This window comes from Gordonia sp. G4 (genome assembly GCF_057770005.1).
The window spans coordinates 1412424-1430454 of sequence record NZ_CM173442.1 but is presented as its reverse complement, the minus strand read 5'-3'; the positions used below and the strand labels follow the sequence as shown (position 1 = coordinate 1430454).

Sequence of the window (18031 nt, the reverse complement as noted above, 5' to 3'; positions counted from 1 at the left end):
TTCTTCATCGAACCATGTGGACGGTCGAAGACCGCACTCGGATCGACGGGAAGTGTGACCCTTGTCATCTTCTGAACCTGAATCTAGCATCAGAAAAACGCAGAGACGGGAGTTCGGCATGGAATCGTTCGTCCAGCACCGCAAGGGGCACACGCCTCGGCAGGTGCACCGAGATGTCGCCGATCTGAAAGACGATGAGCTCGGACGATACGGTTTCACCGGCCGCACGGCACATCTGTATCGACGCAACGACCCGACGCAGTTCCGGGCGGCGGGCACCCACACCGGCGTCGATCGAATCGTCACCGACCTCGCGCCCACCGACCAGAACGACCCCGCGGGTGAGCCGCTGCTGATGTTCCATAACGAGGACTGCCGGATTTCTTTGAGTCGTCGGAAAGAGGCTGCTCCGTTCTGGTTTCGCCCGGTCGACGGCGACGAACTCGTCTTCGTCCACGAGGGCACCGGGTATTTCGAGACCGAGTTCGGTCGATTGCCCTACCGGCGCGGCGATTACGTATATCTCCCCAAGGGGTGCACCTATCGTCAGGTGCCCGACGGTGCGTCGTTGCTGCTCGTCATCGAGGCGGTCGACGAGTTCCGGGTGCCCGAACCGGGCGTACTGGGCAGGTTCTTCCCCTTCGACTCCTCGCTCGTCGTCGTTCCCGAGGCGGAGGCGTTCGACGGTGACGGCCGAGACGAGTACGAGGTGCGGTTCCGGCAGCGAGAGGGGCAGACATCGCTGTTCTACCCGTTCCACCCGCTCGACGTAGAGGGCTGGCGTGGAGACAATTTCCCGTTCACGTTCAACATCGAGGACTACGACGTCATCACCTCCGAGACGGTGCATCTGCCGCCCACGGTGCATCTGTTCATGCAGGCGACCGGGGTGTACGTGATGAACTTCCTGCCGCGCCCCGCCGAGGCGCGCAGAGGTGCCGAACGGCTGCCGTGGTACCACCGGAACACCGACTTCGACGAGATCGCGTTCTTCCACGGCGGCAGCATGTTCGGAGTCGGCATGCCGCCGGGCCTGATCTCCCACGCACCCCAGGGGATGCATCACGGCATCCCGGAGCGGGCGCGAGAGCGTTCCCGGCGCAAGTTCGACGAGTTCGACCGCGTGGAATGGCAGGTGATCTCGATCGACACTCGTCGACGGCTCATCGCCGCACCCGCACTACTCGAACCCGGGGTCGCGGACTCCGCACAGGCCGACGCCGGGTCACGAGTATGAGCGACCGGGGGGACGTGCCCCGTCACGACTACGACCGCATTCCCTATCTCGTCGTCTTCGACGATCTCTCGGCATACCAGGACACCTACGGCGGGGTCACCGAGAGTGTGGTGCTCGAAAGCTATCTGCTCCGCCCCCGTGGCGTGCCGTCGAAGAACGTCATCGTCTTCATGCACCCGATCGGGGGCGGCGCCTACTTGCCGATGACCAATGCCCTCGCCCGCGCCGGCCACCATGTCATCTACTGCAACAGCCGGTATCGCGGCGTAGACAGTGCGTTGATCATGGAGAAGGTGGTGCAGGATCTCGGTGCGTGCGTAAAGGATGCGCGCGAACGCCTCGGTTACGAGAAGGTCATCCTGGCCGGGTGGAGCGGCGGCGGCGCCCTGTCGCTGTACTACCAGCAGCAGGCACAGCACGCGACGGTCACCGCGACCCCCGCCTGTGAGCCGCCGGACCTGACCGCCCTCGACCTCCCCGCCGCGGACGGCATGATGCTGCTTGCGGCGCACGTCTCGCGGCACGGGACCCTGACCGAGTGGATGGACCCGTCGATCCTCGACGAGTCGGATCCCGACAACCGCGATCCGGAGCTGGACCTCTACAACCCTTCGAACCCGAACCAGCCGCCGTACTCGGCGGAGTTCCTCGACCGTTACCGCGCGGCGCAGATCGACCGCAACCGGCGGATCACCGCCTGGGTGAAAGAGCGACTCGTCGATCTGCGCGGGCGTGGCGAACCGCTGATGGAGCGCGGTTTCATCGTGCACGGAACGATGGCCGATCCGCGCTGGCTCGACCTGACCGTCGACCCCAGCGATCGCAAGCTCGGTTGCTATCTGGGTGATCCGCGGATCGTGAACATGGGCCCGGTCGGGCTCGCCCGGTTCACCACCCTCCGAAGCTGGTTGTCGCAGTGGAGCTTCGACGACGCCAACGGCGACGGTCCCCGGTGTGCGGCCGATCTCGCGGTCCCGACACTGGTCATCGGCAACTCCGCCGACAACGCGTGCACGCCCAGTCACACGCTCCGCCTCTTCGACGCGGTCGGTCATCCCGACAAGACCCTGCACACCATCGTCGGTGCGACGCACTACTACTCGGGCCGAGACCAGATCCCACACCTGAAGGAGGCGGTCGGGACCATCACCGAGTGGCTGGCCGAGCGGGGGTGGGCCAACTGATGGCCCGGGTTCGTTGAAAACCGCCCGGTGGAAGGTACTCGGGGACGTAGCGTTCGGTGTCCATTTCTGGTGGGCGGTTATAAGCTGGGCTTTCTCCAGGCAGGCGACCGGCTGCGGTGGTACCCGTGAGCGATGATCTCGGCAATGTCCGCATAGGTGTTGGCCCAATCACCGAAAACCTGCTCATAGGTGACTCGCAACGGAAAGTAACCGCGTGAGATCAGCTTTCGGTCTCGAGTGCGATCCTCCTCGTACTTCTCGATCCCGGTGTGGTGTTCGACGCTGTCCAGCTCGAGCGCGAGCCGTTCTCCGACCAGCAGATCGACCCACCCGACACCGGGTACGTGGTGCTGGACCGTGACTCGCAAGCCGGCGCTTCTGAGACGCAGGCGGGCTGCTGTCTCGGTTCCGGACGCGGCAAGTTGGTGAGTCTCCTCGATGGCGCGCTTGATGAACATCGGCGCGTCATCGAACTCGGTGCGGAGTCGTGCGGGGGTGATCTTGCCGGTGTTGAGTGCGGAGTCGCACAGGATGACGAAACCCTCGACGTCGAAGCATCGGGCGGCGTACTGCAATGCTGTCGCGACATCGTCGACGGCGCCGTCGGCCGGAGTCGGCCGACCGTACCGTCGGCACCTGTCGTGGGATCGGCGTCGCTCGTGGCGCGTCACGCGCGAGTGCACTTGTTCGGGATGTTCAGGTATCCAGAGTCCGTGGCGACGCAGCGCGGTCGCACAGGAGACAACGCCATGATCGGCGACGGCCCCGACCACTTCTGGATCGGCGGCCTCGGTCCGGTACCACCCGTGGCGTATCGACGAGAGCGTGCCGGAACGGCACGCTTCCCGGATCGATGCGGCGGTCTCGCCGGCGGCCAGGAGTTGATGGGTGGCGACGACGCCGCCGAACCGCTCGGTGAGCTCGTCGAAGGTCATGCGGGACAGTGTCTATCGTGGCGGCGGGCAGAACCCGGCGTCCGAGACGTCTGCGGATTACTACGTCAGCAGTGTGAAAACCGCCCGTGGAAAACGGACAGCCGGCAGACCGTCGTCGGGTCCGCTCCACCGGGCGGTCTTCAGACGACGGTCACTCCAGCAGCTTCTTCTGCACCTTGCCCATGGCATTGCGCGGGAGGGACTCGACGAACCGGATCTCGCGCGGCCGCTTGTGATTCGACAGCTCGCCGGCGACGAATTCGATGAGCTCGGTGTCGGCGACCTGGTCGCCGACGACGTAGGCGACGATGCGTTGGCCCAGGTAGTCGTCGGGGACGCCGATCACCGCCACCTCGCGGACCGCCGGGTGGGCGAGCAGGACGGTCTCGATCTCGCCGGCCCCGATGCGGAACCCGCCGGACTTGATGAGGTCGGTGGCTCGTCGGCCGACGATGCGGTGCATCCCGTCTCCGTCGATGACTGCGACGTCACCGGTCGCGAAAAAGCCGTCCGGAAGCCAGGATTCGGCAGTGGCATCCGGACGATTGAGATACCCGGACGCCATCATCGGGCCGCGGACGTGGAGATCGCCCACGCTCTCGCCGTCGTGGGGCAGCGGCTCGCCGTTTTCCGCCAGCCTTGTCTCCACGTGGGCGAGCGGGAGACCCACCCACCCGGGCCGGCGCTGTCCGTCGACGCGCGTGCTGACGGTGATCAGTGTTTCGGTCATGCCGTAGCGCTCGACGATCTCGTGACCGGTGAGCTCGTGGATCCGCTCGAAGACCGGCACGGGAAGCGGGGCGCTGCCCGACACCAGGACTCGCGCCGACGACAGCGTCTGTGCCGCAGCCGGATCGCCGGCGACGCGGTTCCACACCGTCGGGACGCCGAAGAACATGCTGGCGCCGGCTCGCGCGGCGGAAGCGTATCCGTCCGCGGTCGGGGTGACGGTGTGGATCAGTCGCCCGCCCCGTCGCAGGGGACCCAGGACCCCCAGGATCAACCCGTGGACATGGAACAGCGGAAGGCCATGCGCCAGAGTGTCGTCGGCGGTCCACAACCACGCATCGGCGAGTGCGTCGAGGCCCTCGGCGATGCTCTGCCTGGTGATCGGAACACCTTTGGGGAGGCCGGTCGTGCCGGATGTGTAGAGGATCAGTGCGGTCGAATCGGCGTGCGGTTCGGGGTGGCGGTGCCACGATTTCGCGTAGCGGCGGACCGGGACGACGGGCAGGGTCGGCGCGGCCGGGGCCTGCCCCAGCCACGCCTGTGCCCGCGAGTCCGCGAGGATGTGCTCGAACTCGCGCGGCCCGGAGTCGGGCGGAACGGGGACGACCGGCACCCCGGCGATCAGCGCGCCCACCACCGCCAGCACCGTCTCCACCGTCGGCGTGGCCAGTACCGCGACGGTTCGGGCACCGGCGATCCGTTCGGCGACTGCCGTCGCGGCCCCGACGAGGTCCTCGCGCGACAGCTTGTCGTCGCCGACACGGATCACGGCGGGATCGTCCGGTGCGGTGGGGGTCAGGGTGGGCAGCAGCACGTGTTCACTGTGCCACGACGGGTCCATCCCGCCCGTCACCTGCGCAGATCGCCGAGGTCACACGGCGTGCGCCCCGCACGCCGACCGCCGTCGGCGGTGGGACACCCCGACCCGCACTCCTGAGCGCATGCCCTCGGCGCCGACGGCACGATCTCGTGACACGCAGCGACCGATCGGGGGCAACGATGTCTGAGCGCTTTCACCTGAGCACCATGCGCCTACGAGACCCGGCCGAACCGGGCCGGACGGCCAGCACGCTCGAGTTCTTCTTCGATCTGGTCTTCGTGGTCGCGGTCAGCATCGCAGCCGTCCAGCCCCATCACGCACTCACCGAGAACCACATCGTCGACGGGGTCGTGTCGTACGCCTTCATCTTCTTCGCCATCTGGTGGGCGTGGATGAACTTCACCTGGTTCGCGACATCGTTCGGCACCGACGACTGGCTCTACCGGGTGCTCACCTTCGTCCAGATGGCGGGTGTGCTGGTGCTGGCCGCCGGGATCGAGCCCGCCTTCGTCGACCACGAGTTCACCCTGGTCGTGTTCGGCTACGTGGTCATGCGCGTCGCGATGGTCGCCCAGTGGTTGCGCGCTTCCGGCTCTGCCGGAGACCGCCGCCGGACGACCCGGCTCTATGCCGCCGGGATCGCCGTCGTCCAGATCCTGTGGCTGCTATGGCTCCTCGTACCGTCGGGAGCAGCCGCAACCATCGGGTTCGTGGTGCTCGTCGGTGCCGAGCTCGCGGTGCCGGTGATCGCCGAGAAGCAGGGAAACACTCCGTGGCATCCACACCACATCACGGAACGGTACGGACTGTTCACGCTGATCCTGCTCGGCGAGAGCCTGTTGGCGTCGTCGAACGCCATCATCGAGGCGCTGCACAACGAACAGGAGCTCGCCCCGCTGATCTCGATCGCGATCCTCACGTTCATCGCGACCGCGGCGCTGTGGTGGATCTACTTCTGGCCGCCGCACCACCGGGCCATCGGATCGCTCGCCGACTCCCTCCGGTACGGATACGTCCACTACTTCGTCTTCGCCGCTGCCGGTGCCTTCTCGGCCGGTATCGAGGTCGAGATCGACGTCCTGACCCACCACAGCGAGCTGACGGAAACCCAGGCGTCGTTCACGGTCACGATCCCCATCGCGGTCTTCATCCTGGGCATCTGGTGGATTGCTCTGCGCGCCAACGCCGATCGCGTGGTGAACACCGTGGTACCGGTTGGTGCCGTGCTGGTCCTGCTCGACCCGGTCATCCCGGTCCCGTTCGCCTTGACCGCCGTCTTCCTCGTCGCGATCGTCATCGTCCTGGTCTTTCGACCACCGCTCACCACAACCGGTGACCCGCAGGTGTGACTACCGCATCGCCGCCATGATGCCGGTGAGCAGCCAGCTGCGTAATCGCGGGGTGCTCCAGTTCCGTTCGACGGTGAAGTAGCGATGGGTCGCCGGGCCGGTGAGATAGCTCAGAATGTCGGCGAATTCGTCGACCCGGGTGTCGGAGATCAGGCCCCGGTGGACGAACCAGTGGCAGCCGGTGTGCACGTCGTCGAGCCGGCGGAGCTCAGACCGCTCGAGCTGTTCGCCGATGGCCGGGTCGGTGTCGGCCGCCAGCGTCGCGGCATGCCATAGATCGGCGATCCGACTGTTGGCGGCGACGACGTGGTCGACGTACCGCCCGATGGCGCGATCGGTGTCGGTGTCGTTCATGATCGCGATGAACTCGGGTCGTTCGAGCAGCGAGACGAACTTCTCGTCACCGGTGAAGGCGCGTTCGAGGACGGCCGTCATGAGGGACGCTTTCGACCCCGCCTGATGCACGGTGCCGACGGACACCCCGGCCTGCTGCGCGATCTGCTGCACTGTGGTCCGCGAATATCCCTGCTGGACGAACAGCGCCTGGGCGGCGTCGAGGATGCGCGTCCGCGTCTGCGCCGCGCTGATCGCGCGCTTACGCGGTGTGTAGGGGCGTTTGCTCACGCCGGCCTCCGATCGGGTCGGACTCCAACAACAACGATAGTAGTGGCCTTGCTGGGCTTTGCCCAAAGATCGATCACAGTCCCCGGAACTCATTTAGCTCGCTGAAGTGCAAAGATGGGACCAATCGCGTGAGAGCGCTCATCCGTCGTCCGATTTGGTTAGAGTCGAGCTCTACTCAAATGGAGGAATGATGTCGACCATTCTGGTGTGCGCCACGCCGCTGGCCGGACACGTCGGTCCGCTCACCGCTGTCGGACGTGTGCTGGCGGATCGGGGTCACGAGGTGATCATGCTGACCGGCTCGCGCTTCGCCGACCGGGTTGGCGACGCAGGGTTGACCGTCGAATCGCTGACCGGAGTCGCCGATCTGGACGAACGTGACCCCGACAGCTTCACCCCCGACCGGCATCGGCATCGCGGATTGGCGTTGTCGCGCTATCAGGTCGAGCGGACGTTCATCGCGCCGCTGCCGGAGCAGGCGACGGCGGTGGCGTCGGTCGTCGGCCGCCGGGGCGTTGACGTGATCCTGTGCGACGGCACCTTCGCCGGGATTATCCCCCTGCTGTCCCGGCCCCCGGGCCGGCGGCCTCCGGTGATCGGTGTCGGCACCATGCCGCTCGCTCAGTCCAGTCCCGACGTCGCACCCTTCAACAGCGGTTTGCCGCCGATGACCGGCCGGCTGGGTCGGCTCCGTAACCGGTTGGCTCACATGGCAGTACGGCGGGTGTTGTTCGCGTCCACGCAGTCCTCGGCGCGGGACCTGGTCCGACGGGCCGGAGGCACGCTTGATCATTTCGTCCTCGACCTGTCCAGGGCGTTCGACCGTTTCGTCCAGCTGGGCCCGGCCGAATTCGAGTATCCCCGATCCGATCTCGCGCCGAACACGGTGTTCGCGGGGCCGGTGTTCGCCGGCGTTGCTGTTCCCCCGCCGTCGTGGTGGTCGGAGATGCTCGACGACGACCGCCCGATCGTCCACGTCACCCAGGGCACGCTCGACAACGACGACGTCTCCCAACTGATCGAACCCGCCGTCGCCGGGCTGGCCGAGATGGACGTCCAGGTCGTCGTGACAACCGGCGGTGCGGACCCGGATCCCGTGCCGCGGAACGACAACACGCGGGTCGCGCGGTTCCTCGACTACGAGGCACTGTTGCCGCGCACATCGGTGCTGATCACCAACGGCGGCTACGGCGGAGTGCTGCAGGCGCTGCGCCACGGCGTGCCCGTCGTCGTCGCACCAGGGGGTGAGGACAAGCCCGAAGTCGCGGCTCGGGTGGCGTACTTCGGGGTCGGCGCAGATCTGGGGACCCGGCGACCCGCTCCTGCGGACCTCGCCGCGACGGTACGCCGCATCCTGGCCGACGACGGCGTTGCCGTTCGGTGCCGGCAGATGGCGCATGCAATCGCCGGTTACGACTCGACCCAGACGATCGTGACCGAAGTCGATCGGGCGGTTCGTCGATCGACCCGCTCATCCTGACCCGCCGCGCGGTCTGTGTCATCCGGATACCCGAATGTCGGCGCACCTGCCGACGACAACCGAGAAAGAGAGCCCGACATGAGGGATGCACGAGCAGTCATCGACGCGCACATCGACGCCTTCAACGACCGCGCACCGGAGAACGAACCATGGTCCGCCGATGCGGAATTGGTCTCGCCGGGTGGGGTGTTCACGGGACGGGAGGGCGTACTGGGTTTCCTGTCGGTCTTCCAGGGCGCCTTCTCCGACGGTCGCCTCACCGTTGGTTCGTATGTCGTCGACGGCGACAACGCCTCGGTGGAGGGCACGTTCGACGGTGTCCACGACGGAGTGTTGCAGAGTCCGTCGGGTCCGGTCGAACCCACCGGACGGCCTGTCTCGTTCCGATGGAGTGCGACCTACCGGATCGACGGCTCGGAGCTGATGTCCGAGCACCTGTACTTCGATCAGCTCGACTTCCTCGGACAACTGGGCGTGCTACCCGGATGAGTCGTGCTCGGCGCCGGTTGACCAGGGTCTTCGCGGCCGCGCTCGTCGCCGGTCCGATCGTCTCGGGTACGCAGGGAATCGTCTCGGCGGCACCGGTATCCGCGTCGGCGTCGGTGATCAGCAGTGTGGCGGTCGGGCCGCAGCGGCACGATCTGGTGATCCGTTCGGCTGCGATGGGCCGGAACGTGCCGGTGAGCGTGTTGCACCCGGCGCACTCCCGGTCGCGCGGGACGCTGTATCTCCTCGACGGGGGCGGCCGCAAGACGGCGATCAGCGACTGGATTCGGGAAGCCCGCGCGGACAGGTATTTTCGTGACAAGGACGTCAATGCGGTGCTGCCCGGCGGCCAGGGGGCGTTCTACACGAACTGGCAGCACGACGACGCGACGTTCGGGCGTCCGCAGTGGGAGACGTTCCTGACCGTCGAACTGCCGTCGCTGATCGACGGCCGGTTCCACGGCAACGGGCGGAACGCGATCGCGGGCCTGTCCATGGGCGGCCAGGCCGCGTTCACACTCGCGACGCGCCGGCCGGGCTTGTACACGGGCGTCGGTTCCATCAGCGGTTGCCCGTTCACGACCGGCCCGGTGCACGAAGGGCAGATCCGAGCCGCGATCATCCGGGACGGTGGGGATCCCACCAACATGTGGGGTCCGTGGAACGCGCCGGGATGGGCCGACCACGACCCGGGTCGCCGCCTGCCGACCCTCGTCGGGAAGCGCGTCTTCATCGCGTCCGGGACCGGCGCGCCCGGCCCCCTCGATCAACGCACCCGGCTCGACCCGGGCCGGCACCGTGGGGAGAAGATCGCGACGGGAGCGGTACTCGAGAACTCGGTCAACGCGTGCTCGAACGAGTTCGCCCGCCGGATGAGGTCCGAGGGGCTGCAGCCAGTCGTCCGTTTCCGTGCGATCGGAACGCACGCATGGCCCTACTGGGCCGACGATCTGCCCGTGATGTTCGCCGCACTCGCACCCGGTCTCTGACAGCCCACGAGTGACTTCGCGCCATTCCGGGTACACCGCCCGTATGGCTGACAACGACCCCGCCCGCAAACCGTTCAACCCGCAGAACCCCGACCCGTCCAGCACGGCGGGACTCGAGCCCGGCGGCGGAGTGGCGCCCGGTGACACACCGCCGGCGGAATCCGCGGTCGGTGGAGAGGAGCACGAACCGCCGCAACGCAGGCGTGCCGGCGGCGTGATCGTCATCGCCATCGCGGCGATCATCTTTCTCATCGTCGCGCTCGGTCTGATCGGCCGCGCCGTGGGGCTCTTCTAGGGTTCAGCGCCGTCACCCGGCGTCGACGGGCAGCGGACACGCCGCCAGCGGATCGCCAGCGCGATCTCACCGATGCCGACGACGAAGAGCACGGGTTGTAGGAAGAAGAACACCTGCAGCAGCGCGATCTGGATGATGATCCAGACCATCAGCGACGACCCGGCGAGCAGGCCGCCGATTATGCCCAACCGCGCGGGCACGGACGGGACGGCGGCGACCACGGCAGCCACCAGGTGGGGTAACGCGACTACGGCGATCAGTGCGACACCGGGAGCGGTCCAGGTCTCGAACGGCGTGTGGGTGAGCCACTCCCGCGGCATCGACCACTGATCGGTCATGAGAGCCGAGCCGCCGGCGAGTGCCGACAACGACACGAACAGCTCCATCCCGGCGAGCGTCCACGCCGTGCCGGTCCGTCGGTTCCCGATCCCCCGTTCGTCGAGGGAGTCGGCAGGCGCGGTCATGGTCGGAAGTCTGCACCGTCCGAGAGCCTCTGTCGTGAGGCAAAGGACACCAACTGAGCCGCACGTCGGCCACGGCGGCGGTGTCAGGGGCGCACCCAGCCGTCGGCGATGAGCTCGACCAGCAACTGGGCCTTGTTCCCGATCGGCCGGCCGGCTTCCTCGTAGCGTCGGGCGACACGCCGATAGTGCTCGCGCACCGTGCTCTCGGCGATCTCGTGGACACGCGACGTCTGACGCAGCGTCGCACCCAATGTGTAGGTCTGGAGGATCTCCAGCTCCCGCTGGGTGATGCGTACCCGGTTCGCAAGTGTGGGTGCGGACGGCGGGGTCGGCGGCCCCACCGCAGTCTCGAGCGCCCGCTGCAGCTCGTCCTCGGCGGCCGGGGCCCGCGGTGAGACACGGATGTGATCGAAGCCCGCGACCCCGTTGCCCACGAAGATCACCTTGACGGTGCGCAGCGATGCCACCCGCCGGACGAACCCGAGCATCGCGGCCGACCGCACCAGAATCGCGCTCGGGTTCCGTAGGGCAGCGAGCTGGGCGGGTTCGACGACCGTCGCGTCGTAGCCGGCGCTCTCCACGAGAGCGGCCAGGGCGGCGTCGAAGATGTCGTGCTCGGCAACGACGGCCGTGATCCGCCGCTCCGGACTCGGCGCGGCAGTGGGCCCGGTGCCGGGGGTCGCCGACCGGGGGGCGTCGTTGAGGGGTACGGACACGTGCCGGGATCTCCTGTCGACTTCGATTCGGCCGGGAGCTGTGAGCCGAACAAACGGCGGGACTCTCTCGGATGATCGACATGGCTCGCGATCGGGCATCGAGAACTTATTTCACGAACGCCAACTTCTTCAGCCTTACGAACGTGAGACGATTTGTCAGCGGTATCTCGAACCCGATGTGGTGATTGCAGGGTAAATAACCACCCTCTCGTCCGATCGGATGCGTGATCGCGCACATCGCGGACATATCGGGCATGATCATGCCTGTGCCGACCGACATGCGGGTCCTTGTCGCCTCCCCGCTGGGACACGTGGTCGCGGTGCCGCTGACCAAGGCGCTCGACCAGGCCACGGTCACCGTTGCCACCGGCCGCGACGAGTTCGTCCAGTGCATCGCCGGCAACGTGCGATTCGACGTCGTGGTGGCGGATCTGATTTGGAACCGACCTGACCTGGAATGGACCTTCGACGGACTCGACGTCATCGACACCCTCGACCACCATGACCGGCACGCGCCGGTTGTCCTGGCGACCCAGGGACACGGGCTGGAACAGGACCATCTCGACGAGGCGCGGTTGCGCGACGAGGTCGCGGGGGTCATCGCCAAATCGGACGGTTTCGCGACGCTGGTCGGTGTTGTGCGCTCGGTGGCGCTCGGCCAGGCCCTGCCCAGGGCCGCGTCGGCGCGCCGTCCACCGCTCTACGAGTTGTTCGATGGTCGGCGCGGCCATACCGCGGGCCGTCTCGCGGGGGCGATTGCGTCGGGCAGCGCCTCGGACAACGCCTCATTGGCCCGCGCCGCCAAGGTGTCGCCGAACACCGCGAACAAGGTGACGAGCCACTACCTCGGGCCCATCATCGTCGAGCGCGGTGAGCACGACGCATCGCTGCCGGTGACCCAGGCCGCCGTCTACCGGTGGTGCGGTCTACACGCGCGATACCTGATCAGCTGGTGCCGACGCCACGGGCACTCCGACGTCCTCGGATCGATGCCCACGTGATCAGTTCGGTTGATCAGTTCGCGTGAACCCCGACGGTCCGGTCTCGCGGTGTCGGCGTCGCGGATTCCGGCACGGTGATCCCGCTCCGCTCGCCGAACCACCGCAGGATCTCGACACCGGCGAGGGCCCCGGTGTCGGCGGTGATCGTGAGCCCGGGCGCCGACCAGCCGAGCGATTCCAGCTCACCGTGCCGCGGGCGGATCGCGTGATCGGCGGCGAGCAACAGGTCGGTGTCGAGCCAGCCGTCGCCGGCCGCGCAGAGCGCTGCCGAGTCGTCGAGGGTGCCGTCAGCGACGAGCCGTCGCCGGACTTCGGCGATAGCTGCCGACTTCGTCACCGGCTGCGGGGTCGCATAGATCTTGCGACCCTGCTGGGAAGCCGTCCAGCCCCGTGCGTCGCACCACTGCTGCCATTGTTCGAGGAACTCCGGCGGTTGGACCGCGGGGTCGACGACCAGGTAACAGAAGAGGTCGTCGGCGGTCCGCAGAGCGGTGACCCAGGAGTCGTCGATGCGTGTTCGGAGTTCGTCGCGGACCTCGTCGAGGGTGGCGCCCGCGCGGGTCACCTCGCGGTCGATGTGCGCACGCCATTCCGGATCGTCGGCGCCGTCGACGAGGATCCGGCCACCGTTGCTGACCACGGCGTGGCGAAATGGGCTGCCCGGCAGCTCGATCCGGGCAAACTGAGCCGGGGTGCGAGTGGTCGTCGGTACGACGACGACCTCACGTGCCAGACGGGTCATCAGTTCGACGGCGGTCGTGGTCATGTACGACAGCGGCGCGTCGCGGTAGATCTCGACGCACACGGTCTCCAGGGTCGCGAACTGCTCGTCGCCCATGGCGGCGCGTGAGTAGATCATGGTCCGGTCGAGATCGGTGGCGACCAGCGCGTTCACGAGTCCTCCTTGATGAGCCCGACACACGAGTACGCGAGATCGGGCGAGACCTCCACGGGCACATCTCGTTCGGCGGCGAGCAACCGGATGTGGCGATGTTCGGGCAGATCGTCGGCGCGCACCAGGATGCGCCACGGTACGCGACGCAGCAGCACCCGCGTCGTCTCGCCGACGCCGGGCTTGACCAGATTGATCGACGACAGGCCGTACTCGGTCTGGATCTGTTCCACGGAACGCCAGCCGGACCAGTCGGGCCGGCGTGACTCCGGCGTCATCGCCGACACCGTCGTCCGGACTCGGTCGGCGACTGCATCGAATTCGGCGCTGACGGTGTCCAGGAACAGTCCCGAGACATCGAAGTCGGCGAGATGGCGGTAGAACTTCGCTCCGTGGAACTCGCCCGGACCGATGTGGTCGGCGTTCAGGACGGTGCGCGAGACCAGGCCGGAGACAGTGGAATTCAGGCAGGCGGAGGCGATGAGGAAGTCGTCCCTGGTGCCGAACAGGGTCGTGCAGGAGCCGGAGTCGGCCAGCACCGCGAGTTCGTCGTGCAGTTGCGGCCGCCCGGCGCGCGCGTACTCGTCGACAGCGGCGGTGAGTTCGCGCTGGATGGCGCCCTTGCCGGTCCAGCCGTCGACGAAGACGACCGACTCGGCCGGGTGCCGCGCCACGATGTGATCGAGTGCGACGGTGTCGATCCCGCGGGCGCGCACGATCGAGATCGTGTAGTGCTGGGGTTCGATGCCGTGGACGGCCGCCATCCACCGTCGGATCAGGATGCCGACCGGGGTGCCGGCCCGCGCCAGCGACACCAGCGTCGGCGTGGAATGCCGCTCGACCAGGATGAGTTCGGACACCACTCCGACGGCTTCCGCGAGCCGCTGGGCGGAAGACCGTAGCGTCGCATGGAAGAGTTCCTGGTACTCGCGGCCGGGTTGATACTCGATCGGCAGCGACTCCGCGTAGTGGGCCTGACCGGACTGGATTCGACGTTCCCGTTCGCGCAGTTCACCTTCCAGCGCCACGTCGGACAGGTCTTTGAGCAGCCAGGTGACCTCGTCGGCCGCGTACGAACCGAACTCCGGTCCGCACAGCGGTGGTGTGGTGGTGGCGATGTCCATCAGCGCACCGCCTCTCGGGTTCGTGCCAGGGCAGGCTGGTCGGTGGCGGGCAAGACGGCCAGCACCACCGGGTGCCCGGCGGCGGTGAGGACGTCGACGAGTCCACCGGGCGCACGCAGCTCATCGGTGTCGGCCGGCGAGTCGACGATCAGGACGACCTGCGGGTCCGGATGGTCGACGGAGGACACGTTGTAGACATACCTTGGCGTCTCCGGATCGGGTTCCGGTGCGGTGAACCGGAATCCGCGCCGGAGTGGATAACCCGGGACGTCGTGCACCTGGGCCGGCGACCTCGTGGTGGTCTGGTATCCGGTGGCGAAGCCACGACGCTCCAGCGACTCGGCGATGCACAAGGGTGCGTACATCAGTTCCTCGTGCCCGATCACGACAACCGGGCGCCGCGGATCGAGTTGTGCCGCCACGGTGTCGGCGGCCGCGGTCGCCGCTCGCCGGAAGCCCGTCGAGTCGGTGCGGAGAATTCCGTGCCGGCCGCCGTCGGGAACTGCCGCCGGCCAGTCGAGGGCCACCGCGACCAGGCCGCCGCGCCGGGCTGCCACCGGGTTGAGCTCGTCGGACCCGAGCTGCCACACCTCGTCGAGGAGGTCCGGGGGAAGGGTGATCGAGCCGTGCGCGAGCGCCACGTAAGCGACATCGACGCCGAGTTTCGCTGCGAGATCATCGCATTCCGACTTCTGCGCGGGGGTACGCATGTCGACCAGGGACGCCACGACGAACCGCTTACGAGGACGGTCCGCGACGATGGCCTCGATGGCGCCGAGCGCGGTCTTGCCGGTGGAGATCTCGTCGTCGACCAGGATCAGCACCTCGTCCGGCGCCACGGGGTCGAGAAATGCGGAATCGCTGGGCTGCAGCAAATGCGTCGTCGCATGTGAATGCCCTTCCTCGAAGGTGCCCGTCACCACCACATCCGGGCGTCTGCGCCGCGTCGAGTGCAGATACCGGGACGCGGAAATGCGTTCGGCGACACAGTGTCCGAGACCGGTCGCGGTTTCGGCGAAGCCGAAGACGACGGCGTCGCGCGCCGCATTCGCACCGATCTCGGCGATGATCGCGGCGCCCAGATCGTCGGCGGCGCCACGGACAATGGCGGGCGAGGTCGGGATGTGCTTGCCCAGCACGGTCGAGACCAGCAGATGAGCACGGCGTCGGTTGTGGCGCAGACCGAGTGAGACGAGGTCGCGGACCGTGTGACCCGGAATGTCGCCGACGTCGGCAATCTCGACGCCGAAACGTTCGGTCACCCAGTCGATGCCGACGGTGTCCGGATCGTTCACGAGGTGGCCGACCCGGGCGAGGCGAGTGCGGTGAGGAGGTCGACGAACGAAACCCCCTGGCGGGTCACGCCGAAGGCGGCAGCCCGATCGATGACCCGCAAGGCCCAGTTGCGGTGGGGCTTCAGCTCGTTCATCTTGTTGCGGTACGACGACGCCCGTACCCCGCCGGACTCGCCGGCCAGGATGTCGAGTGCATCGTGATACTCCTCGTGGGTGACCGCCGACAACGCGTGCACCGCGGCGACATGCGCGGGGTGGATGACGGTCTTGCCGTGCAGGCCGTTGGCGCGGTCGAGGGTGATCTCGCGGAGGAGACCGTCCATGTCGCGGCTGACGAGCTGCTGCCGGAAGTAGACGGCGTCGTTCTCGCGGAACGGTGTGTGACGCAACATGGGCTGGAACATGCGCTCGTGGTCGGCGAAGTACTCCCACACCGGCCCCGTCACGACGAAGCCGCTCTCGTCGCTGCGGCCGAGATGGTTGACGATGCCGGCGATCACATCGGCCGCGACCCGGACGTCGTAGATGGTCAGGTCACGATCCCGGCGGATGCCGAAGTGACTACAGATGTCGGTGGCACCGATGCGCACGGCGAGCACGTGGTCGCGGTGCGCGCTCAGAAGCGACGCGAGGGCGGTCAACTCGTCGTCGCGGGTCTCGCGGTGCACGACCGCGGCCGACTCGAGAACCGGCATGACCCAGAGTTGCTTGTCGAGGATCTGTCCGGCAGTGGCAACGGCGTCGAACGCCTCGGGTGCATTCTCCGACGAGAACTTCGGGATGACGAACCCGGTCAGCACCGACGGGGTGTCGAGCGCGGTGGCGATCGGCACTATCCGGTCGGCCGACCGCGGACGGACGAACAGCAACATCGGCCGGCACGGGTTCGCGGCGATAGCGCGCAACGCGGCCACGGCGTGCTCGATCGCCTCGGCCTCCTCGTCGTCGGCGACCGCGTCCTCGAGGTCGATGACCATCGAGATCACACCCTCGGCGCGGCGTCGGCGGATGACCTCGGCAAGATCGGGCCGGGTTGCCGGGACGTACAGGGTGGCGCCCAGCGCGACGGCGAGCCGCTGCGCCGGCCAGGTCGGCTCGATCGGCTCGGGCTGCCGATGGAACAGGGAGTTCGAGACCGACGGCTCCAGATGGTCGAAGTGCCGGATCGTCCCGGGCTCGAGACCGGTGTCGTCGTGTCGTGCAGTGGTGGTCATCCTGCGGCCACCTGTCCTCTCATCCGCGAAACGATCTCGGTGATCCGGTCGTCCACCGCACGCAGCTGCGTCAGGTAGCTCCAGTAGTCGGGGTGGATGCGATCCAGGACCCCCTTGGCGCGCTCGATCCGGTCGGCCTGAGCATCGAGGACCGAGCCCCATTCGTCAACCAGACGGTGGTTGACCGCAAAGAGCTGGGCGTCGCGCAGGCGGAAGCGCACGCGCTGCTCCGCGCCCCTTGGGTCGGTGCGCACCTCCCGCAGGAGTCGCAACCGGTCGAGCACGGCGTCGACGGCCTTCTCCGCGACGGCCAGGTCGTCGCGGGCGGCGTCGGCGCGGCCGATGGCCTGGTCGGGGGCAGCATCGACCATCGCGCGGGCGGCCGCGAGCTCGGCGTCGGCGTGTTCGAGCCGTTCGTCGACGACCGAGCCGTTGCGCTGTAGATCGAGGGAGCAATCGGCACTGAACTCCCGGCGCAGCGCCGAGAGCGTGTCGGGGAGTTGCGCGCTCCGGGTGGACACCGCGCTCCGGCGCGTTTCCACCGAACGGATGACCTGCTGTGCGCGATCGGCGAAGGCGGGGGCCTCGGCGAGAAGTTGGTCGAGGCGACGCGCCGAACTGAGTACGGCTGCCGCGGCGGACTGCCGGTCACGCAGCCCCGCGTCCTGTTCGAAAGCCGTGAGCGCACGCGCGAGGTCGTCGGTGGCATCCGACACCGACTGCAGTCGTGCCACCGCCGGTGCGGCGTTCTCCAGGGCGGTCATCGCCCGGTTGGCGGCCACCCGGGCCTCGTGGTCCTGGGCGTCGGCGGCTCGCACCGTGGCCCGCGCCCGCTCGAGGGTGTCGGCGTTGGTCCGGGCGAAGTCGCGCATCGAGGCGGTGATCAACCGCAGCGCCTGCGTCGACCGGTCGAGATCCCGGGGGTCGACGCGTGTGCCGGCCGGCGGGGACACCAGCCGGAGGTAGTCCGACGTCGCCTGGGCGTGCTGCTCGCGGATGTCCGACCACGAGGCGCGCAGGCGCGACCGCGGGTCGAGGGCGGCGGTCACCGCGACGGCCGGATCGATCTCGGCCAGGACGGATTCGGACTCCAGGAACGCTGCCGTCATTTGTTCCGATGATGCAGGTGGCGCGGAATTCGTGCGTGAATCGTTCCCGAACCAACGACGTACGAAGTTTCCGGGCACCACTCGATGC

Annotated in this window: 18 protein-coding genes; 8 read left to right on the top strand and 10 right to left on the bottom strand. The window is 67.8% G+C overall.

Features of this window, described 5'->3' with window-relative positions; genetic code table 11:
- Positions 1 to 118 precede the first annotated feature (118 nt).
- On the top strand, positions 119 to 1237 hold the full coding sequence (locus tag AC3B5T_RS06310) for a homogentisate 1,2-dioxygenase (protein ID WP_488358441.1): 1119 nt from the start codon (positions 119 to 121) through the stop codon (positions 1235 to 1237).
- Positions 1234 to 2421 (top strand): alpha/beta fold hydrolase, encoded by a 1188-nt coding sequence (locus tag AC3B5T_RS06305; RefSeq protein WP_488358439.1) that lies wholly within the window; start codon positions 1234 to 1236, stop codon positions 2419 to 2421. Before AC3B5T_RS06310 ends, AC3B5T_RS06305 begins: the two co-directional genes overlap by 4 nt.
- A 77-nt stretch (positions 2422 to 2498) precedes the next feature.
- On the opposite strand, the gene AC3B5T_RS06300 is transcribed toward AC3B5T_RS06305, so the two are convergent.
- Positions 2499 to 3356 (bottom strand): hypothetical protein, encoded by an 858-nt coding sequence (locus tag AC3B5T_RS06300; RefSeq protein WP_488358438.1) that lies wholly within the window; start codon positions 3354 to 3356, stop codon positions 2499 to 2501.
- 151 nt (positions 3357 to 3507) lie between these two features.
- Positions 3508 to 4899 (bottom strand): acyl-CoA synthetase, encoded by a 1392-nt coding sequence (locus AC3B5T_RS06295; RefSeq protein WP_488358437.1) that lies wholly within the window; start codon positions 4897 to 4899, stop codon positions 3508 to 3510.
- 185 nt (positions 4900 to 5084) lie between these two features.
- Between AC3B5T_RS06295 and AC3B5T_RS06290 the strand changes: the two genes are divergently transcribed.
- Positions 5085 to 6254, top strand: coding sequence for a low temperature requirement protein A (locus AC3B5T_RS06290; protein ID WP_488358436.1), 1170 nt, complete (start codon positions 5085 to 5087; stop codon positions 6252 to 6254).
- Here the strand turns inward: AC3B5T_RS06290 and AC3B5T_RS06285 are convergent, their stop codons facing one another.
- The gene (locus tag AC3B5T_RS06285; protein WP_159371699.1) at positions 6255 to 6878 is read right to left on the bottom strand and encodes a TetR/AcrR family transcriptional regulator; all 624 of its coding nucleotides are present in this window, start codon (positions 6876 to 6878) and stop codon (positions 6255 to 6257) included. It lies immediately after the preceding gene.
- Between the two features lie 187 nt (positions 6879 to 7065).
- On the opposite strand from AC3B5T_RS06285, the gene AC3B5T_RS06280 reads away from it, so the two are divergent.
- From AC3B5T_RS06280 to AC3B5T_RS06265, 4 genes are all read left to right on the top strand, one after another.
- Entirely contained in the window at positions 7066 to 8358 is a 1293-nt protein-coding gene (locus tag AC3B5T_RS06280) for a glycosyltransferase (RefSeq protein ID WP_488358435.1), read from the top strand.
- Positions 8359 to 8436: 78 nt separating this feature from the next.
- Complete coding sequence (locus AC3B5T_RS06275; protein ID WP_488358433.1) at positions 8437 to 8847, top strand: ester cyclase; 411 nt, start codon at positions 8437 to 8439, stop codon at positions 8845 to 8847.
- On the top strand, positions 8844 to 9833 hold the full coding sequence (locus AC3B5T_RS06270; protein ID WP_240198999.1) for an alpha/beta hydrolase: 990 nt from the start codon (positions 8844 to 8846) through the stop codon (positions 9831 to 9833). The genes AC3B5T_RS06275 and AC3B5T_RS06270 overlap by 4 nt, the downstream gene beginning before the upstream one ends.
- 43 nt (positions 9834 to 9876) lie before the next feature.
- Positions 9877 to 10128 carry a DUF6480 family protein gene (locus AC3B5T_RS06265; protein WP_078112504.1) on the top strand — a complete coding sequence of 84 codons (252 nt, stop codon included), beginning with the start codon at positions 9877 to 9879 and terminating at the stop codon, positions 10126 to 10128.
- On the opposite strand, the gene AC3B5T_RS06260 is transcribed toward AC3B5T_RS06265, so the two are convergent.
- Both AC3B5T_RS06260 and AC3B5T_RS06255 read right to left on the bottom strand, forming a co-directional pair.
- A complete protein-coding gene (locus AC3B5T_RS06260) occupies positions 10125 to 10592 on the bottom strand; it encodes a hypothetical protein (RefSeq protein ID WP_058252900.1) in 468 nt (155 codons plus the stop codon). The genes AC3B5T_RS06265 and AC3B5T_RS06260 overlap by 4 nt on opposite strands.
- 83 nt (positions 10593 to 10675) lie before the next feature.
- Positions 10676 to 11308 (bottom strand): helix-turn-helix transcriptional regulator, encoded by a 633-nt coding sequence (locus tag AC3B5T_RS06255; RefSeq protein ID WP_231742531.1) that lies wholly within the window; start codon positions 11306 to 11308, stop codon positions 10676 to 10678.
- Positions 11309 to 11568: 260 nt separating this feature from the next.
- On the opposite strand from AC3B5T_RS06255, the gene AC3B5T_RS06250 reads away from it, so the two are divergent.
- Positions 11569 to 12309, top strand: a complete 741-nt coding sequence (locus tag AC3B5T_RS06250) for an MSMEG_1198 family transcriptional regulator (RefSeq protein WP_078112619.1) — start codon at positions 11569 to 11571, stop codon at positions 12307 to 12309.
- Between the two features lie 13 nt (positions 12310 to 12322).
- Here the strand turns inward: AC3B5T_RS06250 and AC3B5T_RS06245 are convergent, their stop codons facing one another.
- From AC3B5T_RS06245 to AC3B5T_RS06225, 5 genes are read right to left on the bottom strand one after another with little or no spacing between them, the layout of a single operon-like run.
- Positions 12323 to 13204, bottom strand: a complete 882-nt coding sequence (locus AC3B5T_RS06245) for an HAD family hydrolase (protein WP_078112505.1) — start codon at positions 13202 to 13204, stop codon at positions 12323 to 12325.
- Positions 13201 to 14325 (bottom strand): cysteine protease StiP family protein, encoded by a 1125-nt coding sequence (locus AC3B5T_RS06240; RefSeq protein WP_165629368.1) that lies wholly within the window; start codon positions 14323 to 14325, stop codon positions 13201 to 13203. The genes AC3B5T_RS06245 and AC3B5T_RS06240 overlap by 4 nt, the downstream gene beginning before the upstream one ends.
- On the bottom strand, positions 14325 to 15620 hold the full coding sequence (locus AC3B5T_RS06235; protein ID WP_165629369.1) for a phosphoribosyltransferase family protein: 1296 nt from the start codon (positions 15618 to 15620) through the stop codon (positions 14325 to 14327). The genes AC3B5T_RS06240 and AC3B5T_RS06235 overlap by 1 nt, the downstream gene beginning before the upstream one ends.
- A complete protein-coding gene (locus AC3B5T_RS06230; protein ID WP_165629370.1) occupies positions 15617 to 16834 on the bottom strand; it encodes an HpcH/HpaI aldolase/citrate lyase family protein in 1218 nt (405 codons plus the stop codon). Before AC3B5T_RS06230 ends, AC3B5T_RS06235 begins: the two co-directional genes overlap by 4 nt.
- Positions 16831 to 17943 carry a hypothetical protein gene (locus AC3B5T_RS06225; protein WP_165629371.1) on the bottom strand — a complete coding sequence of 371 codons (1113 nt, stop codon included), beginning with the start codon at positions 17941 to 17943 and terminating at the stop codon, positions 16831 to 16833. Before AC3B5T_RS06225 ends, AC3B5T_RS06230 begins: the two co-directional genes overlap by 4 nt.
- Between the last annotated feature and the right edge of the window lie 88 nt (positions 17944 to 18031).

Bases quoted from the DNA above. Each gene is read 5' to 3' on its own strand.
- AC3B5T_RS06230 (WP_165629370.1), bottom strand. From the start codon at position 16,834: ATGACCACCACTGCACGACACGACGACACCGGTCTCGAGCCCGGGACG.
- AC3B5T_RS06265 (WP_078112504.1), top strand. From the start codon at position 9,877: ATGGCTGACAACGACCCCGCCCGCAAACCGTTCAACCCGCAGAACCCC.
- AC3B5T_RS06305 (WP_488358439.1), top strand. From the start codon at position 1,234: ATGAGCGACCGGGGGGACGTGCCCCGTCACGACTACGACCGCATTCCC.
- AC3B5T_RS06310 (WP_488358441.1), top strand. From the start codon at position 119: ATGGAATCGTTCGTCCAGCACCGCAAGGGGCACACGCCTCGGCAGGTG.
- AC3B5T_RS06240 (WP_165629368.1), bottom strand. From the start codon at position 14,325: ATGGACATCGCCACCACCACACCACCGCTGTGCGGACCGGAGTTCGGT.
- AC3B5T_RS06275 (WP_488358433.1), top strand. From the start codon at position 8,437: ATGAGGGATGCACGAGCAGTCATCGACGCGCACATCGACGCCTTCAAC.
- AC3B5T_RS06290 (WP_488358436.1), top strand. From the start codon at position 5,085: ATGTCTGAGCGCTTTCACCTGAGCACCATGCGCCTACGAGACCCGGCC.
- AC3B5T_RS06270 (WP_240198999.1), top strand. From the start codon at position 8,844: ATGAGTCGTGCTCGGCGCCGGTTGACCAGGGTCTTCGCGGCCGCGCTC.
- AC3B5T_RS06260 (WP_058252900.1), bottom strand. From the start codon at position 10,592: ATGACCGCGCCTGCCGACTCCCTCGACGAACGGGGGATCGGGAACCGA.
- AC3B5T_RS06280 (WP_488358435.1), top strand. From the start codon at position 7,066: ATGATGTCGACCATTCTGGTGTGCGCCACGCCGCTGGCCGGACACGTC.
- AC3B5T_RS06300 (WP_488358438.1), bottom strand. From the start codon at position 3,356: ATGACCTTCGACGAGCTCACCGAGCGGTTCGGCGGCGTCGTCGCCACC.
- AC3B5T_RS06250 (WP_078112619.1), top strand. From the start codon at position 11,569: ATGCCTGTGCCGACCGACATGCGGGTCCTTGTCGCCTCCCCGCTGGGA.
- AC3B5T_RS06225 (WP_165629371.1), bottom strand. From the start codon at position 17,943: ATGACGGCAGCGTTCCTGGAGTCCGAATCCGTCCTGGCCGAGATCGAT.